Source organism: Nitrospirota bacterium (assembly GCA_040756155.1).
GTDB lineage: Bacteria > Nitrospirota > Thermodesulfovibrionia > JACRGW01 > JBFLZU01 > JBFLZU01.
In genome coordinates, this window is sequence record JBFLZU010000080.1 from 1 (window position 1) to 22283 (window position 22283).

Sequence of the window (22283 nt, forward strand, 5' to 3'; positions counted from 1 at the left end):
AGCCACCATATGGAGTATCCTGAAGATGAATCCCAAAATCCTTAGGAACAACAAATGGCCTAAGAATCAGTATAATCACTATTAACCCAAGGGCTACATAAAGAGGTCTTAATGCATGCCTTCTCATAACATCTAATATTGCAGTCAAATTAGAGGTAGATACAATAGAAAAGTTCTTTACAAAATCGAGGTTTTTGTGAAGAATATTTCACATATCCAAAAAAGGTCTGAGAATTTTTGAGGTGCGAATAACAATGTTTAAAGGAAGCTTTCTAAAACCTTAAGACAGTTGACGATCCTTTCCCCTTCTCTTGTGAGGAAATATGACTTTTCTTTATCCTGTTCTATGATTGCCGACTCTTTAAGCATCTTCAGATGAAAGACCACTTTCGTGTGATCCTCTATATCAAGTTCTCTCGTTATTTCCATTAAACGCATACTCGTTCTTGAGGAAAGCAATCGTATAATATTTCTCCTTATAGGATTGGATAAAGAAATCATTATATAGTCGAGGTCTAATTTCCTTACACCTTCTTCAAACCTGGCTTCTTCAAGCACACGCCTTATTGTAGTCAGGAGTTCTTCAACCTTAAAGGGTTTGGATATATAGTCACTTGCTCCTTTTTTTATAGCATCAACTGCATTTTCTACAGTTGCAAAGGCTGTGATCATGATTATTTTTGTTTTTGGTCTTACCTTTCTAAGTTCTGTAAGGATATCGATGCCACTAATCTTTGGCATCATTAAATCAAGAAGTGCAATATCAAATTCTTCAGCGTCAGCTTTTTCTATCGCCTCTTTGCCAGATGAGGCTTCATCCGTATGATATCCTGCTCCTATCAGTATCTCAGAGAGGTTCGCCCTCAACTCTGCATCATCATCTACTATTAGAATCTTTTTGATTTCGGATTGGGGATTGCGGATTTCGGATTTTGAATTCATTTTTTGTTACCTCTGGAAACGATAATTGCTATAATTTCATCATTCTCTTTTATTAAAGAATTAAGCATGCTTTTATCAAGAATTTCTATTTCTTTTATTAACTCGAGCCAAAACAAAGTTTCATCTGCTTCCTCTTCCATAATAGAGAGTTTTGAAATAAATTCATTGATTGACCTCGCTCGACAGGCAGCTCTATAATTAGCTGCCAAAGAGGTCCCAGAACGAAATATCTGATTACCAATTAATCTTCCTTCTCTGTTATCTGGTAGTTTTCGGCAAAGATCGATTATTCTCTTAGCAAATTCTTTGGTTCTCTTTTTCATTTCATTACGATTCATTTTCCCCTCCCCCTCGATTGTGGATTTCGGATCATGAATTTTAGATTTTTTTAAATCCGAAATCTACATTCAGCAATCCGAAATCCTATGATGGGAGCTTAATAATTACTGTTGTTCCTCTTCCAACAGAACTTGATATTTCTATAGTTCCATCATGTTGATTGATTATACCATAGCAGATTGAAAGTCCAAGTCCTGTGCCAGCACCCACCCCCTTCGTAGTGAAGAATGGGTCAAATACCCTTGTGAGATGCTCATCTGAGATACCGCTACCTGTGTCAGATATTTCTATTTTGACATCATTGTTGTCGCAGGATGTAGATATATAAATATCCCCGCCATCAGGCATTGCTTCTAATGCATTATTAAGGATATTTATAAAGACCTGTTGAAGTTTCCCTGTGTCACCTATTATATCAGGGACATCCGTAAGGTTCTGATGGATTGTCACGCTATTGAGTTTATACCTCAAAAGTGTCAGGGTGCTATTTATTATATTATTGATATTTAAAGGAATGAATTCGGATTCTCTCTGGTGAGAAGACTGCAATAGCTCTTTTACAATTATAGATGCCTTGTCTACATTCTTTTCAATCGCTTCAAGTTTTTGTAAAATGTCTTTGTCTGTGATAGCGTCTTTTAGTCGTTCCCTAAGGGTCTGTATATTCAAGGATACATTTGTTAGAGGGTTGTTTATCTCGTGAGCAATGCCAGCGGCAAGCTGTCCGAGAGATGCCAGTTTCTCAGACTTTGCAAGGCGTTTTAGTTGTTGCTCTAATCTTCTCTTTTTTTCTATATCAAAAATATTAAGTGCCTTTATTATAAAACAGGTAAGCAAGACAGCTGATATACCACGCAGCACTTCTACCGGGAATGGAAGAAAAGGTAACATTGAGCGAGAAGGGACAATTCCAGCAAAAAAACCATAAAATACAAATGTGATACCGGCGTAAAATAGATTTTTTGAAACAGAAAGGTCTAAGTTTTTTACCTCGCGGGAGTATGTCACCAACCCATAAGCAGTTACGACCCCGCCGAGAAGACCAAATGTATTTCTTGCCATACTGTCTGCTTTTTCAAAGAACTGTATATCTATACTGAATCCATTATTCCATAGGTATATGACCCAGAAAAGAAAAAGAATCGCTGGAATTACTTTTAACCACTTCATGCGATTATTATCAATAGAGCGTATAAGTGCTAAGCCAAACTGTAACAGGAATAAGAAGGAGAGAACAACAACAAATACTATTACTAAGTTCACAAAGAATATCTCCTGCACCGATATATATTTCTCCTGTAAAAGGAGGTAGAGTTCAAGCCATTCGTGGGCTCCGTGTGAAAAACCAAACCCGGCCAGAAGCCAGAGGCAACTTGCAAGTCTCAACTCGCTTGCCTTCTTATCTTTTACAACAATAGCTACACCTAAAAAGAGGAATGCAAGACCATAAACGAAATAAAGCAGGCAGATCGGAGTAATAATCATAAAATTATCTATAAATAGTTCCAATTCAGACATTTAAACTTCCTCCGAGAATCTCCCTGTTGAACATGGAGTAAGTAGCAAGTAGTAAGGAATAAAGGGAAACACCATTATTATTCATTGTTTATTCTCCAGAGAAGTATGAAGTCTGCTTAACAACCGACCGACTTCTTCAGCTTTCTCAAACAGATTTTTAAGTAAATCCAGATATCCCAGGTCATGTGAAAGAATCAGATAGTATTTGAGTTCTTCTAAAGAACCCTGGGCAATATTGTAAAAGTTCATCTTATCTCTGTGTCCTTTCTTAGTAAAACCTTCTGATATGTTTGCAGCTATAGAAACAGCTGACCGTCTCATTTGAGAAACAAGCCCAAATTTTTCTTCTTTGGGATAATCTTGTGTCATTTTATAGACATCAAGAGCCAGTGCATGTGCTTTCTGCCATACTAACAAATCTCTGAAAGTCTTTGCCTTTTCCAATCCTTTACCCCTTTGCTACCTACCTCTTACTACTGTCTCACCGGTATCACAAATACAAACCTACTACCCTTTCCTACCTCACTCTCAACCCATATCCTCCCACCATGTAGTTCCACAAACTTCTTGGAGATGGCAAGACCAAGCCCTATACCCCCAACCTTCCTCACAATATCAGATTCTATCTGCTGAAATGGCTGAAAGAGTTTTGCCTGGTCCTCCTTCGATATACCGATACCTGTATCCTCAACAGAGATTTCGATGAAATCTCTCAAACTGTCATTGCGAGCCGAAGGCGTGGCAATCTCGTTCCGAGTTCCCTCGCTTTGCTCGGGACCGCTAACGCTCCTCGCAATGACATTCATGTTGCGAACTTTTCGTGCGGTTACCCGCACGGAACCCCCATCAGGTGTGAACTTTATGGCATTGCTAAGCAAGTTCAACATCACCTGCCTCAGCCTCCTTATATCAGCCTCAATAATAATCCCCTCATCCTCCATCTTTAGGGAAATCTCTATATTATGACTGCGTGCCTTCTCCCTGAAAAAGAGTAAACTCGAATTAAGAAGGTCTCTCAGGAGGAATTTATTTAGCTCAAGATCCATCTTTCCTGCCTCTATCTTTGATAAATCAAGTATGTCGTTTATAAGAGAAAGAAGGTGTTCTCCACTTTTATGAATGCTGTTAATATGCTCCTTCTGTTTCTCTGTCAATGGTCCTTCTATCCCTTCAGCCAACATATCTGAAAAGCCAATTATTGAATTAAGGGGTGTCCTTACTTCATGGGACATGAGGGCTAAAAACTCTGATTTCGCCCTGCTCGCAGACTCTGCCTGCTTCATAGCAGCCTGAAGCTCTTCTTCTGCCCTAACCCTCTCTGTCACATCTTTTTTAATGGCTATAAAGTTTGTAATTTTCCCCTGATTATCCATCACAGGAGTCACCGTCATCTCTTCATAATAAAGTTCTCCTGTTTTCTTCTTATTGATAACAGTTCCCTTCCATACCCTGCCCGACAATATGGTCTCCCACATGCCTTTAAATAATCCAGGAGGATTCTTGCCAGAATTAAGAATTCTTGGATTATTTCCCAAGGCTTCCTCTTTACTGTAACTTGATATTGCAGAGAATGCTGGATTGACATATTGTATTGTTCCTCTGGTATCAGTTATTACAACCGATTCTGCTGCCTGCTCAACCGCATTAGTTAATTTTTTAAGCTCCAAATTAGACATCTCAAGCTCTTTTGTCCTCTCATGCACCTTCTCCTCAAGCCCTTCAATAAGCCATCTGTTCTCGATGGCAGTTGCTGCCTGATTAGCAAAGACCTGAAAGATATCAAACATCTTCCCTGTAAAAAACTGTGGCTCACCGCTATAAAACCTGAGAACACCTATTACTTTGCCATCAGAGAAAATTATTGGCACTGCCATCGAAGAGCGGTAACCCCTCTTCAATGACTCTTGTCTCCATGGAGTGATTGCAGGGTCAGATTCATAATCGTGTATAACCCTCGAAGTCTTTGTCTTTATAGCCATGCCAGATGGTCCCATACCAGTAGGTGAGTCATCCCATGTAACCTTTATGGTTGATAGATAGCCTTCCTCAAAACCTGCATGAGCAACTATTTTTATATCGTAACTTCCTTCCTCTATTAGCCCAATCCATACCATCCTTAAGTCAAAGTTTCTGACTGCAATATTGCATATCGCTTCATAGATGTTCGCTGTAGGGGAAATAGCAAAAATGATATTTGATGCATCCGTAAGTGCCCATACTTCTCTTAGGTGTCTTGTCTTTTCATCAAAAAGAATCTTGAGGGTCTGTGTCATTTGATTAAAAGCACTGCTCGACTCTCCTATCTCATCCTTGCTCTTTACATCAACCCTTACATCAAAATTCCCCTTTTCAATCTCTTTTGTTGCATCCCTGAGTCTCTTTACAGGTTTTATGATGCTCTGTATCGCATAACATATAATGAAGACTGTTGCAATAAAGAAAAATCCTAATACATAAAGCCTGAGGGTGTCAAAATCCTTTATCTCCTTTTCATGGTGCCTTTCGATGGAACTTACAAAGACCTCTATCTTTCCAATGTTATCACGTATGGCTGAATGACACATTCTGCAGGTTTCATTCTTTCTCTCTGGAGGAAGCCTTAATACTTCAAAAAGGACTGGTTTTTGGATATTCTGCCATAGCTCAATTAAGGCATTGAGATGTGAGATTGATTCTTGATAATGCTCAGGTATAGGCTTCAGTCCGAGCCTTTCACTTCCATCTCTCAAGCCATAGAGCCCCTCTTCATATTCAGCCATCAGCTTTTTAATCCCTTTTTCTAACACCTCTTTCTCAACGGACAGTGAAGCTTCAATTATCACAGCCCTTGTTTTTAATGCCATACGGTGTATCAGCATTCTCTCTCTGCTTACAATGCTAATACGCTTTGCCTCATCCTTCACGTGATGTGTAAATCTATAGTCAGCAGTGATATAGATGGCAAGAAATGTGAGCATTATGATGCCCATAAAGATAAGTTTTGCTATGAGGGATTTGAATTTAAACATTATCTTCCTCATCTTTGAGTCGCCTCGTGAAGAGTTCGGCCCGCCCCGCTTCGCGGAGCGAGGCCGGGGAGTTCGGAGTTCGGAGTTTTGCGACATGGATTAAAACCTCGTGGATAGCGAACAGCCTGTCCCGTCCCGACTTGTCGGGATCGGAACTCGCAATAACAATAAGAAGGATTGATTGAGCAAGAATCATACCATTGCCTCATTAATTATTATATCATTCTCCACCACTTACTTTAAATACCCCATTTATTTTCTCATCCGTTTTTTTGCAATGAGCAAGATATCAAGATCCACTTTATCCTGCTTCCGTTTTGATGCCTGTTTATTTTTTATCAATTCCTCCAAACCAATGAAGTAAATATTTTCCCGGCCATATTTCCCTCTTTTTTTATTTTTCCAGACCTGTCTAAAAGTGCATCCCTCAATTGAAGTCATAATATCCACTCTCACTGGTTCATATCCCAGTTGTATAATCCCGCCCTCTTGAGTAAAATCATTGATAGAGAGTCCTAAGGTTCCAAAGCCAAATTCATTGAGGGACTCTACTATTTTCTTACCATTCTCAATAGACGGTTCAACCAGTATGTCCATATCCTTTGTATATCTTGGCTTTGCATAAAAGGCAACTGCAAATGCACCAACTATACAATACTTTACCTTGTGTTTATTGAATAATCTTAATAACTCTTCGTAATCCTTTTCTACCTTTTCCATATTTTAATTCTCTCTTGAACTTAAAGGACATTTCTCTCAAAAACTGCATTGTTTCCAATCGTTCAGATGGAGACATCGAGAGATAATAATCAATATCAAATTGTCTGGCAGTTTTAAAGGATTCTGATTTTTTAAACCAAATTCTATTCATTTCAGTGTAAAAATGGGACGGTTCTATTTTCTCCTCGGCTATTCCCCTTTGTTAGAGTGTGATCTACATATTCCTTTGCTTCGCGATCTTCGATTGGTGCTATGCTTGCTGTCTTCGGCATATGACAAACCTATCATCTTTTATCTTCACTGTCAAGAAAATAGAACCGTCCCATTTTTTCCGTGATTTGGATGGCTGTAGAATAGAAACCGCCTTTATCAACCATATTAATATCCTCTGAAAGGCTGTCTATCCAGTCAAGATGAGTTTCCAAAAATTCCCTCTGTTCTCTTTTTGATGCATTATTGCATAAATATGACATATATTCTAATTCCAGTGCTATATGGTCAGGCATGGAGGAATACTTATCAGGTATTACAATCCCATTAGCTTGATATCTCTTTATCATATCTATTGCCGGATCCCCCATCAGGTAACCCTTCTCTCCTGCTATTGCCAACTTACACCCGGGATCGTCTGACCATCTCTTATAGACGCTCTCAACCGGAACTATATAAGGTGGGATTGGGCCTATAAAAAGCTTTCTGTATTCATCCTTGAGGAGTGTATATACATTGCCACTTATTGAAAGACCTGTGAGCAGAGATGCATCCAAACCGAGTATCGAAAATACCTCGTTGAAAAAATTGAGGAGTCTGCCTGATGCAACATCATCGGCAAACTCTTCAGTAGGCTCTTTAAAAAACTCGCTTAATTGGGCATATATGTCAGCACGAGATATCACTTCTTCAAGGCTTCAACCTCTCAAAATAGAAAGTTGCTGGGTTTGTATTACCAACATTGATGTTTCTTTCTTTTCTGCCTTCTGATAAAGCCTTTGCCTTAAGTTCATCTTTCTTTCCAAAACTCAGGGCATAACCTGGACATTTAATCACACATGCGGGCTTCTCACCCCTATAAAGCCTGTGGGCACAGTATGTGCATTTGTCCGCAACCATCCTATCTGCATCGAAACTCATTGCTCCATAAGGACATGCCCATATACAGTACCTGCAGCCTATGCATTTCTCCTTATCCATAAGGACAATTCCATCCTCATGCCTTTTTGAGATTGCACCGGTAGGGCAGGATGCCTGACACGGTGGCTTCTCACAATGCATACATGGCATCTTCATAAAGCTAAGTCTTCTTCCTTTTGCAGGATCAATCCATATGACTTTTGTTCTGTATCTACCTTCAGGGATGCCGTTTTCAAGTTTACAGGCAGTCTCGCAGGACTTGCATCCAGTGCACCTTTCTAAATCAACCATTATTGCATATTGACTCATCGTTTTCTCCTCCTTCTATGCCTTTTCTATTCTGCATATCAGGCCCTTGTAATTTGTCTGGTCTGATACTGGGCATCGTTTGTCTTTGTTCGTAATGAAGTTTATGGACTTCCACCCTGTGGGTTGTTCTGCTGAATAACCGTTCGGGACAAAAACCGTGTCTCTCCTTATGCCCTCGTAGACCCATGCCTTTGCGAACACATGCCCCTTTAATCCCTCTATCTTCACCTTATCCCCGGTCTGAACACCTATCTCCATAGCCTTCTCAGGATGTATCATGCAGTACTGGTCGGGCATCTGTTCATTGAGATAACTGACCCAGTGCGTGCCGCCATGAAACTGCGATGCGCTCGGCCTACCTGTGGTAAGATACATGTCAAAGCCGGATATCTCAGGTCCAACCGGATATTTTACTCTTACGCGCCGCGCCCTCATCTTGCCGATTAACTGCGAGGTAACTCCTTCCGAGGTATCGTCGTCTATATATTCGAGATACGGCAGCCCGTCCTTCATTCCAATTTCGGGGTCGGCATAAAATTCGAACGGATTAAGCCCCTGATTCTTAAACGCCTTTTCAAGCTGTTCTGTCCATATCTCTACCTTGCCTGATGGCCTCGGGAACTGCCCTTTCTTGCCCGGCACGCCGTATTTTTCGGTATAGAGCGTTCCGATCTCGGGCGAATCAGGTTTGGGAAGAGGGCCTCTTAATGCTCCTTCTTTTTTTGCAAAAAATCTCTCGGGCGAAAATCCGGTCTTTTTCGACATTGCCTTCTGTAATTTCACACAATCTTTATATTCGTCCTTAAACACATCACCCCATCCCATCTTTTTGCCGAGTTCGATAATCGTCCATCTCTCGGGCCTTGCCTGATGAAGCGGCTGGATGATCTGCGGATTGAAGACAAATCGCCTTTCGTCCGAAACAGGGCCTACGCCTCCCGACTCGGTCCACGGCGACGACGGCAGGACATAATCGAAATAGGTCGTCTCGACGCTCGGGAAAATGCTGAAATATACCGAGACATCGAGATTGTCCAGCGCCTTTCTTATCCTCCCCTGATCGGGCCACATTACAAAAGGATTACCCATTGACATAAATGCCTTGATGGGATAAGGCTTTCCGGTAATCATCGGCTCGACCCATGCTACAGGGGATTTTCCGAGCCTATGTTTTTTTGGCTTTACTATCTTATCCTTCGGAGCCGAAACGCTTCCCATTTTTGTTCCGCCGTTATTGCCGCAGCCGTAGCCCATCGAGGGCTTTCCGAAATGTCCTGTAATTGCCGCGAGCATATAAAAGGCCCTGTGCGTAAGCATCGAGTTCGTATGGTGGCTCAATCCCGCATTGCCCATAATTATCGCCTTTTCGGTCTTTGCGTACTCTTCCGCAAGTTCCTTTATAGTCTTTGCGGAAATACCCGTTACCTTTTCCGCCCATTCAGGCGTGTATTTCTTTTCGATGAGGAATGCCTTCAGCTTGTCAAAGCCGAGCACTTTGCTGTTGATGAAATCGTTGTTCTGCAGGTTTTTCTCGATAATGTGGTATATCATCGAAAGCGCTAATGCCATGTCCGTAGAGGGCTTTATAGGGAGCCACACATCAGCCCTGCTTGCTGCCTCCGACATCCTCGGATCAACCACGATAAGTTTTGCCTTTCTTTTTATCCTCTCATCATTCACTATTCCAAATGTTACAGGTTTACATGCAGCCATGTTGCTGCCTACGAACATATACCAGTCTGCGCCGCCGAAATCTTCCCTCGTGTATGTCCACGGCGGATTGTTATGTCCTAAAATGGAGTTAGAGGCTGCCCCGCCCGAAAAGTTGCAGAATGGGCCTGTCCCCTCTCTGTGCGGCGTGCCGTAAAGTTTCTGGAATGTGCCGGATAATCCCGCCCTTGCCTGAGATTCGCTCCTTCCAGCGACCCACCATGCAAATGCCTCAGGTCCGTATTTCTCCTTAACCATTTTCAGCTTCTCAGCGATCTCTGTTAAAGCCTGCTCCCAGCTTATCTCCTGATAGGATTCTGGTTTTCCTCTTGGGCCAACCCTTTTCAATGGTGCCTTCAGACGGTATTTGTTATAAAGCACGTTCACATTGTTCTGACCCTTGGGACAAATCTTGCCGCCGGTTACGGGGTCGTCGGGGTTGCCGTAAATATTGACTATACGGCCTCCCTGCACATGCACCTTCATGCTGCACGCGTTCTGGCACCACATGCATCCGCTCGTTACTACTCTGTCAGGCGTAGGCGCTATACCGCTCTCTGTATACGGTCTATGTTGTTTAAAACCTTCTGAGGCTTTTGCAGTTGAAGACATGCCTGCAACAATAGCAGCACCTGTTACCTTTAGAAATGTTCTCCTTGAAAGCCTTAGCTTATCCATACATAACCCTCCTTCATTATTCCATATCGAGCCTGCTGAGTTTTTCCATGAAGATGGAGAATACTTTATCTCTGGTGTCTTTGCTGATTGTCTCTGTGCATAGTTCTCTCTTTTTTTCTGCCTTTTCCATATCATCTATCTCTGATAATAGACTGCTTATTCGTTTAAATTCCTCAGGTCTCAACTCAACACAGTATTTAAAATTCTCAAAATAGGATGCGGTAGCCTTTAATTCTCTCCTATCTATCTCTTTCAGTTCATGTATATAAGTCTCCCTCCTCTTATCCATCAGGATGCCTTCATCTATGCACCTGTAGCCACAATTGCGATATAAACTCAAATCACCACTATCTAATATCAATGCCTCAGGAAAGAGACGACAATGGATAGGTCGGAAATCATAGATGGTGCATTTATCTCTTTCCAGAAACCCACAGGGGAATATCAAAGCGATAGATGGTATGAGAAGAGATGTATCCGGTATTCTGTTCCATACTATCTCACAATAACACTCAAAAAAATCTTTGATACCTATGTAGAGGCGCCTGCTCAGCCTGAGTATATCTACTATGGTCAGTTCAAGGGGATTGCCCCTGTCTGTGCAACATCGCACACATCCTTCTATACAATGGAAACCCTTTTTAACATGCACAGGCTTCTTCCACAGAGATGCTGATCTGGGATGTAGCCTTTTGTCCATTTTCATCTTCAACACGGAGAACTACTATATAGACCCCCTGAGTGAAGGTGTGCTGGACTTCTTTCCCCTCAGCGCTTTTACCATCACCAAAGTCCCATTGGATTGACTTAATCTTTCCACTCCCACCGCCAATAATAGCCTTGAATTTAACCGTATAAGGGAAGTCCCCTCTCCTGTTTTTTACACCCCCAATCTTTACCTTAAGGAGCCCACCAGTGGATATTGTTTCTTCTTCAATTAATAGGCTTCCACCCAATCTTTTGGATGTCTTCATTAATGCCTCCTTCGTCCCAGCTGCTATTTGAACAGGAGTTTCTGGGCTTCCACCTACTCTCAGAACTGCCTGTTGTCCTTCTTCTATCCTTACTCTGTTGGTGCCCATTTCAGCAATTACCCTTCCTATGAGTGACCAGACTGTAAACTTCTTTTCGGCTTCATCGTATTTGAGTGCAAATTCAGCACCCTGAGTTATAAGGGGGACATTACTTACATTTATCTCGAAGTGACTGAATATATGTTCGGGAACTTGGGCCTTTACAAATATACGCCCTCTTTCGAGGGCAAGCAATGTCCTCTCTAATTTATTATCACCTTCGAAGGTAATCCCCTTTAAAATAAGAGATGTTTCGGGGTAAATCTCTACTATACTTCCGTTTGACCATGTAAGGATAGCAGCTGACTTCTCTTTGGTGGCAATTTTGTCATCTCTCTGTATGAGATCACCTTCTTTTAATGGTATACCGTTCTTTGTCACAGTCCCATCTACCTGTGTAGCCCTTACAATAGATGCATCCTGAGCATAAGAAGGAATAACACCGCCCAGCACCAAGCAATAAAACAAAATACCTGACAGTAACATGCTTTTAGTAAGTCTAATCACTTTTTAAAACCTCCTTTTGACCCTGATTTTAGTCCGGTCGCTCCGGCAGGGAGCAGAAGAAACCACTTCACCCTGGATTTCCAGCGTCAATAGTAACGCTTGCCGTATATTTCTTGTTATCTTTATCGGTAACTTCTAATACGACGATGCATTTTCCATATTCATATAAGTGAGGGGGTGGTATCCGCTCAACGCTCTCTTTCCCATCTCCGAAGTACCACTTAAACTTCAAAGTTCCATTTAGGTTTTTTATTTCTGGTTTTAGATAAACCCACATAGGGCCCCTTCCTGATTTTGGTGTAGCAATAATTCCAACCTGAAAACTCCTCTGCTCGCCGGCAAAACTGATTCCATAGCCTGCTGTCACTATAACAAGCAAGGTCAAGACAAATCTTGTCATTGCGAGCCGAAGGCGAAGCAATCCCAAAGCAAAAAGATTGCGAAGCCTACCACGAACTAATGCGATTGCTTCGGGACTTCGTCCCTCGCAATGACATTTTGAGAGGTTTGTGTAATTTGACCTAAAATTCAAACTCCGCTCCTATCACAATCTCTGAGGCAGGGTCAGCCTTTTTTCCATTTGACTTCTGATATACAGCCCCCGGTATAAGAAATCCTACCTCTGTAAAGCCTCTTACTCGTTTGTATATTGGAAAAACAAGATTCATATCTAATTCCCATCCAATATCCCTTGTCTTTGCAGTCGTAGTAGATGTCCCTCTACTCCAGTCCCACCAGTTACTTACAGGACCACGACCTTTATAAACACTCTCCGTTGTCCAGAGTTTTGACAGTGAGAGGTTTGTCTTCAATTTCTGGGCAGGTTCAAAGTCTGAAATTGCCCTGACAAATGTTACATTGGCAAGATTGCTATCCCAGAAATAGAATCCTGCCCTTAAATCCTCACTAAAGATGTTCCCGAATTTTCTACGCTCTTTGCAAAGGAATAATCCACTGAAATATTTCATGTCTTTTGTGGCAGGATCATCAGCCTTATTCCCTGAACCACGACCGAACTCCAATCCTGCAGAAAAATTCTTAAGAGAGCCGACCTGCCCAAAATTATAGTCACCCCTTAATAAAAGGGCAGATGCATTAATATCCCTTGTCAGGGTATAAGAACCGGTAAGATAAATTAAATCAGCCTTATAGGATATCTTATCCATTTTACCTAAAATTGCTGCCCCAAGCCACATCGGTTCAAAATGTCCATCGCGGGGTGTTGTATTTTTATTAAAATCTTTATCGAGGTTTAGATCTGAATTCCCAAACTTACCCCTGTCAAAAACCTTGAGTACATAAGGTTCGATAGTTAAATCTGTTGTCGGTTTAATATTAAAACTCAGAAGCAAACCGTCTAATTTATTGGCTATACCAAATACAGCGCTTCTATCACCTGCTGGATATGTGAAATTGTCATAATTTTTCCATCCCCCGGGGAGCGCCATATAGGCAAGAGAAGTAGAGACCCTTCCCATAAATGTCTGACCAATAGGATAGCTAAGTTTTATGGCATCTATGTTAGGACCTTCAAGGACAATTCCCCCATTACCAACAAACATAGAATATCTTCCTACCTTAAGGACAAAATCACCTGTATACTGGAAATAAATCTCTCTGAACTGTGCTGCATTAACTGTTTGAAATTCTGACCACCTATCGAGGGTTCCTTCGCTGTCTTCCTTCCAGTCAAATACATAATTTCCTCTATCAAAGAGAATAACTGATGTAAGCGGACCGTAATCTGCTTCTATTTTTAACTGAAGCCTCTGGTCAATATATGTGTCATTGTCGTATTCCCAGGTCTGCTTTGGGTTACTAAGATTGAGATTATTCCTTATATTTAAGCGAGCCTTATACTTTCCAGATAAATTAATCTTTACCTTCTCAGCCACCTCTTCTTCTTCCTTTGCTGATTTAGCCTCTAACTTCCTTTTCCATGTCTCCAGTTCTGTAAGCCTCCGCCTCGCCTCTTCATCCCTTCCCTTTGCTGGCTCTTTCTGAACTACAGGCTCTTCCCATTCATCTTTGCTTGCTGAGGTTTTTTCTTTTTTCTCTTCCACCGCCATTTTCGTGACTGTTGGCTGTTGACTGCTGATCGCTGCCCCTGCTTTTTTATCCTCAAGCAGTCTTTTAATTATTGCTTCAAGGTCTGCGATACGTCTTTCCAGCTGCTGAATTTTCTTTTGGGCATCTTCAGATTGTGGGGCTGATCTTTCTTTTACTCCAATATCAGTTCCCTCTGCTGAAAAGGCGATGCAAAATAGAAAGAAAAAAGGAACTACCGCAAAAATGGGATGTCTATATTTGTTATTTCTCCTGCTCACGCTTCAATTCTTCTGCTCTACGCTTCAATGTTTCTTCTATGGGTCCATAAAATATATAGATCTTCTTGATCTTCCCGTCTGGACCCTTGATCTCCTTAATCTCCCTATCAGGACCATGGCACTTCAGACAGACGAGGCGTTCCATAAGGGGTTTAAAGGTATAAGGCTTTTCAGGATGGATGGCTACAAAAAAGGGTATTTCTCCCTTCGGGTCACTCCTTATAACGAAGTTCTTCAATGGATCGTAAGGCTTTATCACTTTAATTTTCTTTTCCTCTATTAACTTCTCGATATCAGCCATTGATTTAATGACACCCCTGTCTATCAACTCTGCAATAACCTCTAAGATATCAGCGCCTTCAGTGATCGGTTTAGGGACCTCTCTCTCAACCAATCCCAGCTTAGCAGGTTCCCACGCCTCATGACAGGTTGTACACGCCAACTTCTTTAATACTTTAACCTTTTCCCTGCGTGGAGTCTGTGCAAACATATCGTTTATAATGCTTCTATTCAGCCATTTCATGTCTTCTATGGTTTTGGTTCTTCTATAATCTAACTCCAACTTCTTTGTCTTACCACTAAAAGTCACAATATTTTTCATTTGAGAAGGAAGCGTTTTATTTGTAAGAAGTTTATTTATCTCATTTACAATAAAAGACTTTTCGTCGCTGGTCAATGTATAAGGTTTATAACTCTTTATTAAGAACCTTGTTTCGTCACTAAGTGGCAGAATATGAAGTTTTGCTTGGAGAGATTTTAAAAAGCCCTCCCAATCTGTGATTTCCTCCAGAGAAAAGTCTCCAGTATCCTGACTCTTGACCTCTAAATGAAGAGGATGGGGCTGGGGAACCTCTTTTCGTTTTGGTTTTTTCTCCTCTGACCATGTCAAACTATTTATATTAAAGCTTATGAAAGCAATGGCTATCACCATCATTAAAATTAAACGGCTATTTCGCATGTTTCCTCCTTGTTACCTATAAATTGCCACGCTTCAGGCTCGCAATGGAGTCTCCATAAATCTCTGCAACATATTCTTCCTCATCCCTTAAAAACTCCATTATTAAATATGCAAGTGCCTTGTAAAATCTGCTTGTTGTATGTTCAATAATACTTTCACAGCATTGAAATGCCCACTTTAGAAGATGCTCATATAAGAAACTCTTTTCGAACTCAATACATCTCTGGAGTGCCGTATGGTCACCTTTTTGCCATGACTCTTCCTCTATCTTACATAGAAATCCCATAAACTCTAATTCCATTCCAAGATGGTCAGGCATCTCAGTGCAGTCTTTAAGAATATCCGCACCTGCCCTCTCGTAGAACTGTTCAACACTGATCGTAACCCTTCCACCGAGCCTCTTCTCTTTATCAAGAAATACTGCCCCATGAGGAATGACACCTCTGGGTAACACAAACAGAGCGGTATGCTCTGCTGTCAACTCATTTCTAAGGTCTGGCATATTAGATGCCTCTTCGACAAACCTTACGAGTTCAGAATAACCATTACTATCACCCTGAACCACTGACAGGATACTCCCATCCTCTATCATTGAGATGAGAGAATCTGACGGAGGCTTCAAGCAGAGGTTTGATAAAAACCTGTACGTCCTCTCGCGCTCTCCTGCTATAACAGACTCTACAATTTCACGCAAAGCTAACCCCCTACTATTACTCTAAATTTTTAAACAATTCCTGAATCGCAGACATCTGCTTTTTATGCCTGTCTATGCATAAAGGGCAGATATTCTTAGAGTCTCCACCAGCATGATCCCTCAAAAGTCGAGGACTTTTGGGGGTGTGAATGAAATCCATCTGACATACAGGACAGGTCTTCTTTTCTGCTTCAAGAAGTTTGACCTCTCTCTGTTCTAACAGGAGATTCAGAGAAACCTGTTCCTTTATGTTTATAGCCTTATGTATGCATGTCTTTATACAAACCTGACAATTAGTGCATAGATCAGGTCTAAAACCTAAGTAAAACTGGTCTTCTGTCAAGCGTTGGATTACAGCCCCTGTGGGACAGAGGGTAGCACAGACACCGCAGGCTGTACATTCTGCAGTTACCTCAATTTCTGCTAATATCGCATCCTTTGAAGGAACCTCTACTTTATTGATAATCTGTGTTTCGGAGCCCTGAGACATTATCCCTTGCCCCCCGGCCTCGCTCCCTGGCCTCGCTCCGCGAAGCGGGGCGGGCTTGCCACTTGACCCTATATCCCTGATTGACTTTAGGAGGAGAGACCTCTTAAGATTTTCAGGTCTATGGTGAAGGACTTCGCGAAATACCTCCTCCTTCTCCTCCTTTTTATGTGCGATATCAGGGATAGAGGCTACCGCTACTTCCATTGTCTTTAGCCTTATCGCCTTCAATAATTCCCGTCTTGATAGAGCCTTAGGTTCGGAGTTTTGAGTTTTGAGTTTTGAATCTTTCTGATCTCTGAACTCCGAACTCCGAACTAAAATACTTTCCTTCCCTACTCCTATCATTTCATACAGGTAAAGTGTGCGATGAATTATTCTGTCCAGATGGGATGATGCCTTTACATTGGTGCATCCCTGACATGATGGCTGAAAAATCTCTATTCTCGATGCCCCTAATTGTATGGGCTCAAGAAGCAATACTTCAGTCAGACGACTCAGACAGGGTAAGATAATGTCAGCCGACACATCTCCTCGTTCACAGGAAATTCTAAACACCCCTAACCATTGACCCTTGTCCCTTGCCCCTTCAATCCTGTTTTTTATCTCACTGATTATTTTACTGTCATCCCTTCCCTCAATTCTGAATGCACCATTTGGACAGGCAGAAAAACACACACCGCAATCAATGCACCTCTCTGTAATTTCGACGCCTTTGTCTGAGAAGCGAATTGCATCATCAGGACATAACTCAGCACACATCGTACAGTCAGACCTGGGTGTCCGAAAGCGAGAACATAGACGATTTTCGATCATTATATGATGATTATTAACAATCTTATCTGCTATACTTTCGACAACACCCATTATTTATACCTCATTAAATTTTAGGGTCAAGGGACAAGTGTAGCAAGGATCGAGTTGACTCATGACCCATGACCCCTTTTATTTCGTATACATCACCGATGGTGCTGTAGATATCTGGGCCCCTGTGAAACCTAAAGAAACCATCCTGGCTCTTTTTTCCCTGATAAGTCTTATAAGGTCATCTGCCTCCCCAAAAAACCTTGTCCTTGCGACACAGGTCTCCACACAGGCGGGAAGGTGTCCCTTCTCCAGTCTATGGACGCACAAGATGCATTTCTCCATCACCTTTGCCTCGGCATTAAATTGAGGATGTCCGAAAGGACATGCCCATGTGCAATACCTGCAACCGATACACTTGTCCTTGTTGATAAGGACTATCCCATCTTCCTTCCGCTTTGTGATTGCCCCAACAGGGCAGGCTGCAAGGCAAGCAGGCTTTCCACAGTGCATACACGGCATAGGAACAAAGTAGACATTCACTTCAGGTTTTTCCTTGGGGTTCTTAAACTCTCCAACCTCTACTTCAATTACACGATTGTAATCTACACCTACTGGTGTGTTGTTCTCTGCCTTACATGCCATAGTACAGGCATGGCACCCGATGCAGTATTCGAGATCTACCCAGAGGGTATACTGTTTTGGACCCTTCTTTTTAAGACTCGCTTCTATAACCTCATGTGGTACAAATGATCCTCTTTCTGGCATGTTCTCACTCCTTTCTATAGTTTTTCTACTCTGAGAGGTGTCCCGAAACTTTGAGTGCCCCCTCCCACAGGGTCGATCAGCACCATATTCTTGAGGACAGGGTCAGCCATATAAAGGGGATTTATATGAAAACCAGCCCCTATCCTTTCATCATGAGGCTGTTCTTTGCCGTTCATATACCACTTCTTTGCCCCTGCACCAAATCTCCCATATGCCTGGCAGACAGAGAGCAACCCTGGCCTTATCCTGCTTGTCACCCTCACCTGGAACCTAAACCAGCCATTACCCAGATAGTTGGGATAAAATTCTTTGACATATTTACGGAAATTCTTATACATGTCTGTCTCTATCTGCTCACTGGATGGAGATTTCACTTTAACCCAGTCACCTGTTTTTACGCCCAATTTCTCAGCATCTGCAGGGTTTATCTCTGCATAGTTCTGGGGTTTTATAGAAGCAATCCACAGATTGTTCATTGTCCTCGATTGTGTGTGGAATGCATCCTTCCATGTATGGAGCTGGAATGGGTACTCCTTCCAGATAGCAGGGTCAAGGGGCTGCTCTTTACAGTCTACGATAGTTCTATACATGGGAAGTCCGTCCATGTACTTGCCTGTCATGGAGTTCTTATATGTGGCAACCTTTCCCAGATAAGCAAAGAGGACCCTGACCTGCCTTCCTCCCGGGAATGAGGTGTATTCACCGGAGGAATATTTACTTGTGTATTGATATTTGGGACCTGGATTCTGGAATTTTCCGCCTAATTTTACAAGGCTACCTTTGGGGTCTAATCCCTCTTTAAAGTCATAGTGTTTATAATAATCATTCCAGAAATCCCATGAGTTGTTGATGTGGATACCCGGACCGCCTCCGTCTTTACCAAAGGCAGGAAGTCCACATTCGATGGCGATATCAATGAGCACATCGTCTGCCATCCTTGTATCAGGTCTTATTGGTCTGTATTCGTGGGTTTTCGGGTCGAATGACCCCACTACAGGCTGTCTCAGTCCCCAGACCTGTGTCTTTATGGGCGGATATGTCTTAAATCCACCGAGCCTCTCAAGATATTCTGTATCAGGAAGGATATAGTCGCATAGTGTACTCGTCTCACCCATATAGGCGTCAATTGAGAATGTGAGGGGCATTGCCTTTAAATCCAGAAGTGCCTCGATAGTCTCCAGATTATACGGCATTGTATAGGCAGGGTCATTGTAGTAATTGAGATATGCCTTTATCCTGTAAGGATACCCCATTCTTACACTGGAGAACCAATTTGGAGCCACACCCCTCGGAACACTGTAACCTGAATACCATGGTCTTGTAGATGTCGGCTTTTTCCCCTGATATACCGCCTTGGCAGTATCAACACGAATACCGGAAGGTTTCCGCTTCGGACCCTTTACCGCGCCTTTATAAGCCGCATGCCCTGAGATAAAACCGCCCTTTCTGTCAATGTTGTCAACGAGCATGTTTATGATGCAAAGTGCCTGTCCATTATACCAGCCATTGGACTGCTGAACAGGACCACGGAACATCTCTATTACAGGAGACCTGGCTGATGCGAATTCCTTTGCGATACGGGCAATAGTCCCCGGCGGAATATCACAGACCGCATCACACTCTTCGAGTGTCTTTTCCTGTGCCCTCTCCCTGAGCATCCTGAAAACAGTCTTATATTCAACGCCCTTTATAACAGCACTCGCATCAAGGTCAGCAAAGCCCTCAGATTCCTGGAACATTGTGGGCTTGCCGTTGACAAGAACTACATAGTCGCTCATTCCAAGATCTGCCTCTTTACCAGTAAGATACTTCTTGGGCTCCTTTGTGCCGACAAGATATGTCATGTCTGTCCAGGTGCGATAGCCTTTATTTTTGGCAACTCGCTCGTTGGGGATTGAAAGATATTCCTTTTTGTATCCATTGTTCTCAATCATCCATCTGATCATCCCTAAAAGGAAATAGGCATCGGTTGTCGGCTTTATCGGTATCCATTCCCCTTTACTATGGATAGCCTTGGCAGCTGCATTTGAAAGACGTGGGTCAATCACAACATGCTTGAATTCTTTAGCGTATGGACCAACTCGCTTACCGAATCTCTGTAGATAGCGTGCCCTCACCTGCATGGGATACTCTGCCTGTGTAATATTTGAACCCATGCTAATCAGATAATCGCAGTATTCATAATCTGCATAATTACCAATCTCATAGGGTGGTAAATTCAAAACTGCCTCTACAACACTGTAGAAGGTGCCGGCGCATCGGCTTCAATGATTGAGCATATGCGGCACGCCTGCAGCATCAAGGACAAACCTCGGAGTCAGAGGCGACTGCTCGTTACGACCGTGTGCCCATACAAACTGGTTTCTTTTAGGACCCCAGCCTCCTGGAGGTGCCTCATCCATATAGTTCGAGTCCTCCGGACCTATAGGCTTATCATTATTCAGAATGGACTTCAGTCCTTCAATATAACGATTCTCCTCACCTTTGACATCCTTGAAAAGATGACCTCCATGACATATCTCCTTAATTGCCTGTGACCAGGATATAGTCTTCCATTTCCCTGAACCTCTTGAACCGACTCGCTTAAGGGGATGCTGGAGCCTGAAGGGGCTATAAAGGGCATAAACCCCTGCCTGTCCCTTGGGACAGAGTGAGCCCACATCCTTACCACCTGGTCCTGCATCGAGATCTGCCTCAACAACTATATCCCCCTTTGCAATATAGTCATAAGTATTAGGATGATAGGGATTGCCTTCCAGTTTCACAAGTTCACCCCTGATAATCTTTGCCTGAAACCCGCATCCACCATGGCACATAAGACAGACGCTTCTGACCAACTTTACATCCGCATCCACAGGATCAGGCTGTGAACCTGTCTTACCTATCTGCTTTTTCCACTCTGCTGCCTCCACATCTTTGAAATTTGATACCACCACACCAGCAGCAACGGCAGCAGCTGAGATCTTCAGAAATGTCCTTCTTTTTATTTCTACAGCCATTTTATTACCTCCTTCCTTTAATTGTTGATTCTTAACATCTTTACCCCGCACCCCTAATAATGCCCCGCCCTTCAAGACGGGGTGCGGGGTTTACTTGCCTCCAACCAGCAACTCCCTTGTATAAACGGGTATAGTAATTTTCACCATCAGTGTATAAAGCAAGGCGCCAACCGCCCAAATCCCTATAGTAATAATGACTTCTGACATAAAGGGCCAGTATTCGTAGATTTCCCCAAGTGTATCAGGAACAAACCCAGGAACAATCAGCCCAAGACCTTTTTCTATGTATACACCTAAGATTATTAATACAGCGCCTATATTCAGTGTTACAAAATTCTCGCGGGTCTTAGGTATCAGAAAAATCACGAAGGCTATTGCATTCATTATAAAAGATGCCCATATCCATGGTACCAGACGCATTTTGTCATGTAGACCGAAGTAGAGATATTGTAATGGAACATTGTGAATACTCTCAGAATAAAACTCTTTATACATCTCTGCACCTAATAGGAAAAGGTTAATACCCATGGTATACGCTATTAATTCGGAGATTTTGAATATAGCCTTATTGTCTACCTCTATCCTTGAGAACCTACGAATCAGTTGTAAGATGATCAGCATAATAGCTGGACCTGAACAGAAGGCAGAGGCAAGGAATCTCGGCGCCAGGATCGAGGCATTCCAGAAAGGTCTGGATGAGAGTCCATTATAGATAAACGCTGTCACTGTATGTATGCTTACTGCCAATGGGATTGATATCAAGATTAAGGGAAAGATTGGCGCTAACTTATATTCTTTACCTATGGAAAGCCTGGATAAGGCATAAATAACAAGGAAAAGGTTTATGAGGAGATACCCAATTAGGACCACTACATCCCATGCCAAAATAGAGGAGGGCATATTCATCTTCCCTATAGGGGGTGGTAATATATGCCATACCCTCAGTGGCTGCCCCATATCAACCATTATAAAGAGTATGCACATAGTAACCGCTGTTATAGCAACCATCTCGCCAAAAAGCACAATCTCCTTTATAGGCTTAAAATGATACAGGTAGGCGGGAATCACCAAGAGCACGGCGGCAGCAGCTACACCCACAAGAAAGGTAAAATTGGCAATATAAAGTCCCCATGATACTTGATCCCTCATGGCGGTTATGATTAAACCTCTGTCAAGCTGTTTTATGTATACACCGAGTCCAAGTACAATTAAGACAAGAAGTAGGGCGATCCATGCATAATATTTTATGCCACCTTTAGTTATCTGTAAGAGTGCATTTAATAAGTTCTTTATCATGTTTATCTATTAACC

Annotated in this window: 20 protein-coding genes; all 20 read right to left on the reverse strand. The window is 42.3% G+C overall.

Annotated features, from left to right (window positions below; genetic code table 11):
- Nucleotides 1-258: 258 nt before the first annotated feature.
- The 20 genes from AB1488_07995 to dsrP all read right to left on the reverse strand — a co-directional run bounded on the left by AB1488_07995 (nt 259) and on the right by dsrP (nt 22268).
- Nucleotides 259-942: a response regulator gene (locus AB1488_07995; GenBank protein ID MEW6410038.1), complete on the reverse strand. Its 684-nt coding sequence runs from the start codon at nt 940-942 to the stop codon at nt 259-261.
- Entirely contained in the window at nt 939-1280 is a 342-nt protein-coding gene (locus AB1488_08000; protein ID MEW6410039.1) for a four helix bundle protein, read from the reverse strand. The genes AB1488_07995 and AB1488_08000 overlap by 4 nt, the downstream gene beginning before the upstream one ends.
- Nucleotides 1281-1365: 85 nt before the next feature.
- Nucleotides 1366-2799: an ATP-binding protein gene (locus AB1488_08005; GenBank protein ID MEW6410040.1), complete on the reverse strand. Its 1434-nt coding sequence runs from the start codon at nt 2797-2799 to the stop codon at nt 1366-1368.
- Nucleotides 2800-2880: 81 nt separating this feature from the next.
- Nucleotides 2881-3243: a four helix bundle protein gene (locus AB1488_08010; GenBank protein ID MEW6410041.1), complete on the reverse strand. Its 363-nt coding sequence runs from the start codon at nt 3241-3243 to the stop codon at nt 2881-2883.
- Between the two features lie 29 nt (nt 3244-3272).
- Nucleotides 3273-5807: an ATP-binding protein gene (locus AB1488_08015; GenBank protein MEW6410042.1), complete on the reverse strand. Its 2535-nt coding sequence runs from the start codon at nt 5805-5807 to the stop codon at nt 3273-3275.
- Nucleotides 5808-6059: 252 nt separating this feature from the next.
- Nucleotides 6060-6527: a hypothetical protein gene (locus tag AB1488_08020; protein ID MEW6410043.1), complete on the reverse strand. Its 468-nt coding sequence runs from the start codon at nt 6525-6527 to the stop codon at nt 6060-6062.
- A gap of 284 nt (nt 6528-6811) precedes the next feature.
- A complete protein-coding gene (locus AB1488_08025) occupies nt 6812-7423 on the reverse strand; it encodes a molecular chaperone TorD family protein (protein ID MEW6410044.1) in 612 nt (203 codons plus the stop codon).
- A gap of 4 nt (nt 7424-7427) precedes the next feature.
- The gene (locus AB1488_08030; protein ID MEW6410045.1) at nt 7428-7967 is read right to left on the reverse strand and encodes a 4Fe-4S dicluster domain-containing protein; all 540 of its coding nucleotides are present in this window, start codon (nt 7965-7967) and stop codon (nt 7428-7430) included.
- Nucleotides 7968-7982: 15 nt separating this feature from the next.
- Complete coding sequence (locus AB1488_08035; GenBank protein MEW6410046.1) at nt 7983-10355, reverse strand: molybdopterin-dependent oxidoreductase; 2373 nt, start codon at nt 10353-10355, stop codon at nt 7983-7985.
- Nucleotides 10356-10371: 16 nt separating this feature from the next.
- Entirely contained in the window at nt 10372-11007 is a 636-nt protein-coding gene (locus AB1488_08040) for a YkgJ family cysteine cluster protein (protein MEW6410047.1), read from the reverse strand.
- Nucleotides 10997-11935, reverse strand: a complete 939-nt coding sequence (locus tag AB1488_08045) for a PKD domain-containing protein (protein ID MEW6410048.1) — start codon at nt 11933-11935, stop codon at nt 10997-10999. The genes AB1488_08040 and AB1488_08045 overlap by 11 nt, the downstream gene beginning before the upstream one ends.
- A gap of 67 nt (nt 11936-12002) precedes the next feature.
- On the reverse strand, nt 12003-12335 hold the full coding sequence (locus tag AB1488_08050; protein MEW6410049.1) for a hypothetical protein: 333 nt from the start codon (nt 12333-12335) through the stop codon (nt 12003-12005).
- Between the two features lie 121 nt (nt 12336-12456).
- Entirely contained in the window at nt 12457-14262 is a 1806-nt protein-coding gene (locus tag AB1488_08055) for an alginate export family protein (protein ID MEW6410050.1), read from the reverse strand.
- Nucleotides 14246-15220, reverse strand: a complete 975-nt coding sequence (locus tag AB1488_08060) for a hypothetical protein (protein ID MEW6410051.1) — start codon at nt 15218-15220, stop codon at nt 14246-14248. The genes AB1488_08055 and AB1488_08060 overlap by 17 nt, the downstream gene beginning before the upstream one ends.
- 16 nt (nt 15221-15236) lie before the next feature.
- Nucleotides 15237-15914 carry a molecular chaperone TorD family protein gene (locus tag AB1488_08065; GenBank protein MEW6410052.1) on the reverse strand — a complete coding sequence of 226 codons (678 nt, stop codon included), beginning with the start codon at nt 15912-15914 and terminating at the stop codon, nt 15237-15239.
- Between the two features lie 16 nt (nt 15915-15930).
- Complete coding sequence (locus AB1488_08070; GenBank protein MEW6410053.1) at nt 15931-17268, reverse strand: 4Fe-4S binding protein; 1338 nt, start codon at nt 17266-17268, stop codon at nt 15931-15933.
- 78 nt (nt 17269-17346) lie between these two features.
- Nucleotides 17347-17973: a 4Fe-4S dicluster domain-containing protein gene (locus tag AB1488_08075; protein ID MEW6410054.1), complete on the reverse strand. Its 627-nt coding sequence runs from the start codon at nt 17971-17973 to the stop codon at nt 17347-17349.
- Nucleotides 17974-17987: 14 nt separating this feature from the next.
- Entirely contained in the window at nt 17988-20195 is a 2208-nt protein-coding gene (locus tag AB1488_08080) for a molybdopterin dinucleotide binding domain-containing protein (GenBank protein MEW6410055.1), read from the reverse strand.
- 42 nt (nt 20196-20237) lie between these two features.
- The gene (locus AB1488_08085; protein ID MEW6410056.1) at nt 20238-20972 is read right to left on the reverse strand and encodes a twin-arginine translocation signal domain-containing protein; all 735 of its coding nucleotides are present in this window, start codon (nt 20970-20972) and stop codon (nt 20238-20240) included.
- 90 nt (nt 20973-21062) lie between these two features.
- Nucleotides 21063-22268, reverse strand: coding sequence for a sulfate reduction electron transfer complex DsrMKJOP subunit DsrP (dsrP, locus tag AB1488_08090; protein ID MEW6410057.1), 1206 nt, complete (start codon nt 22266-22268; stop codon nt 21063-21065).
- Between the last annotated feature and the right edge of the window lie 15 nt (nt 22269-22283).

Excerpts from the sequence above, each read along its gene's own strand:
- AB1488_08060 (MEW6410051.1), bottom strand. The coding sequence starts at position 15,220 with ATGCGAAATAGCCGTTTAATTTTAATGATGGTGATAGCCATTGCTTTC.
- AB1488_08020 (MEW6410043.1), bottom strand. The coding sequence starts at position 6,527 with ATGGAAAAGGTAGAAAAGGATTACGAAGAGTTATTAAGATTATTCAAT.
- AB1488_08035 (MEW6410046.1), bottom strand. The coding sequence starts at position 10,355 with ATGGATAAGCTAAGGCTTTCAAGGAGAACATTTCTAAAGGTAACAGGT.
- AB1488_08050 (MEW6410049.1), bottom strand. The coding sequence starts at position 12,335 with ATGACAAGATTTGTCTTGACCTTGCTTGTTATAGTGACAGCAGGCTAT.
- AB1488_08000 (MEW6410039.1), bottom strand. The coding sequence starts at position 1,280 with ATGAATCGTAATGAAATGAAAAAGAGAACCAAAGAATTTGCTAAGAGA.
- AB1488_08005 (MEW6410040.1), bottom strand. The coding sequence starts at position 2,799 with ATGTCTGAATTGGAACTATTTATAGATAATTTTATGATTATTACTCCG.
- AB1488_08030 (MEW6410045.1), bottom strand. The coding sequence starts at position 7,967 with ATGAGTCAATATGCAATAATGGTTGATTTAGAAAGGTGCACTGGATGC.
- AB1488_08075 (MEW6410054.1), bottom strand. The coding sequence starts at position 17,973 with ATGCCAGAAAGAGGATCATTTGTACCACATGAGGTTATAGAAGCGAGT.
- AB1488_08085 (MEW6410056.1), bottom strand. The coding sequence starts at position 20,972 with ATGGCTGTAGAAATAAAAAGAAGGACATTTCTGAAGATCTCAGCTGCT.
- AB1488_08070 (MEW6410053.1), bottom strand. The coding sequence starts at position 17,268 with ATGGGTGTTGTCGAAAGTATAGCAGATAAGATTGTTAATAATCATCAT.
- dsrP (MEW6410057.1), bottom strand. The coding sequence starts at position 22,268 with ATGATAAAGAACTTATTAAATGCACTCTTACAGATAACTAAAGGTGGC.
- AB1488_08015 (MEW6410042.1), bottom strand. The coding sequence starts at position 5,807 with ATGTTTAAATTCAAATCCCTCATAGCAAAACTTATCTTTATGGGCATC.
- AB1488_07995 (MEW6410038.1), bottom strand. The coding sequence starts at position 942 with ATGAATTCAAAATCCGAAATCCGCAATCCCCAATCCGAAATCAAAAAG.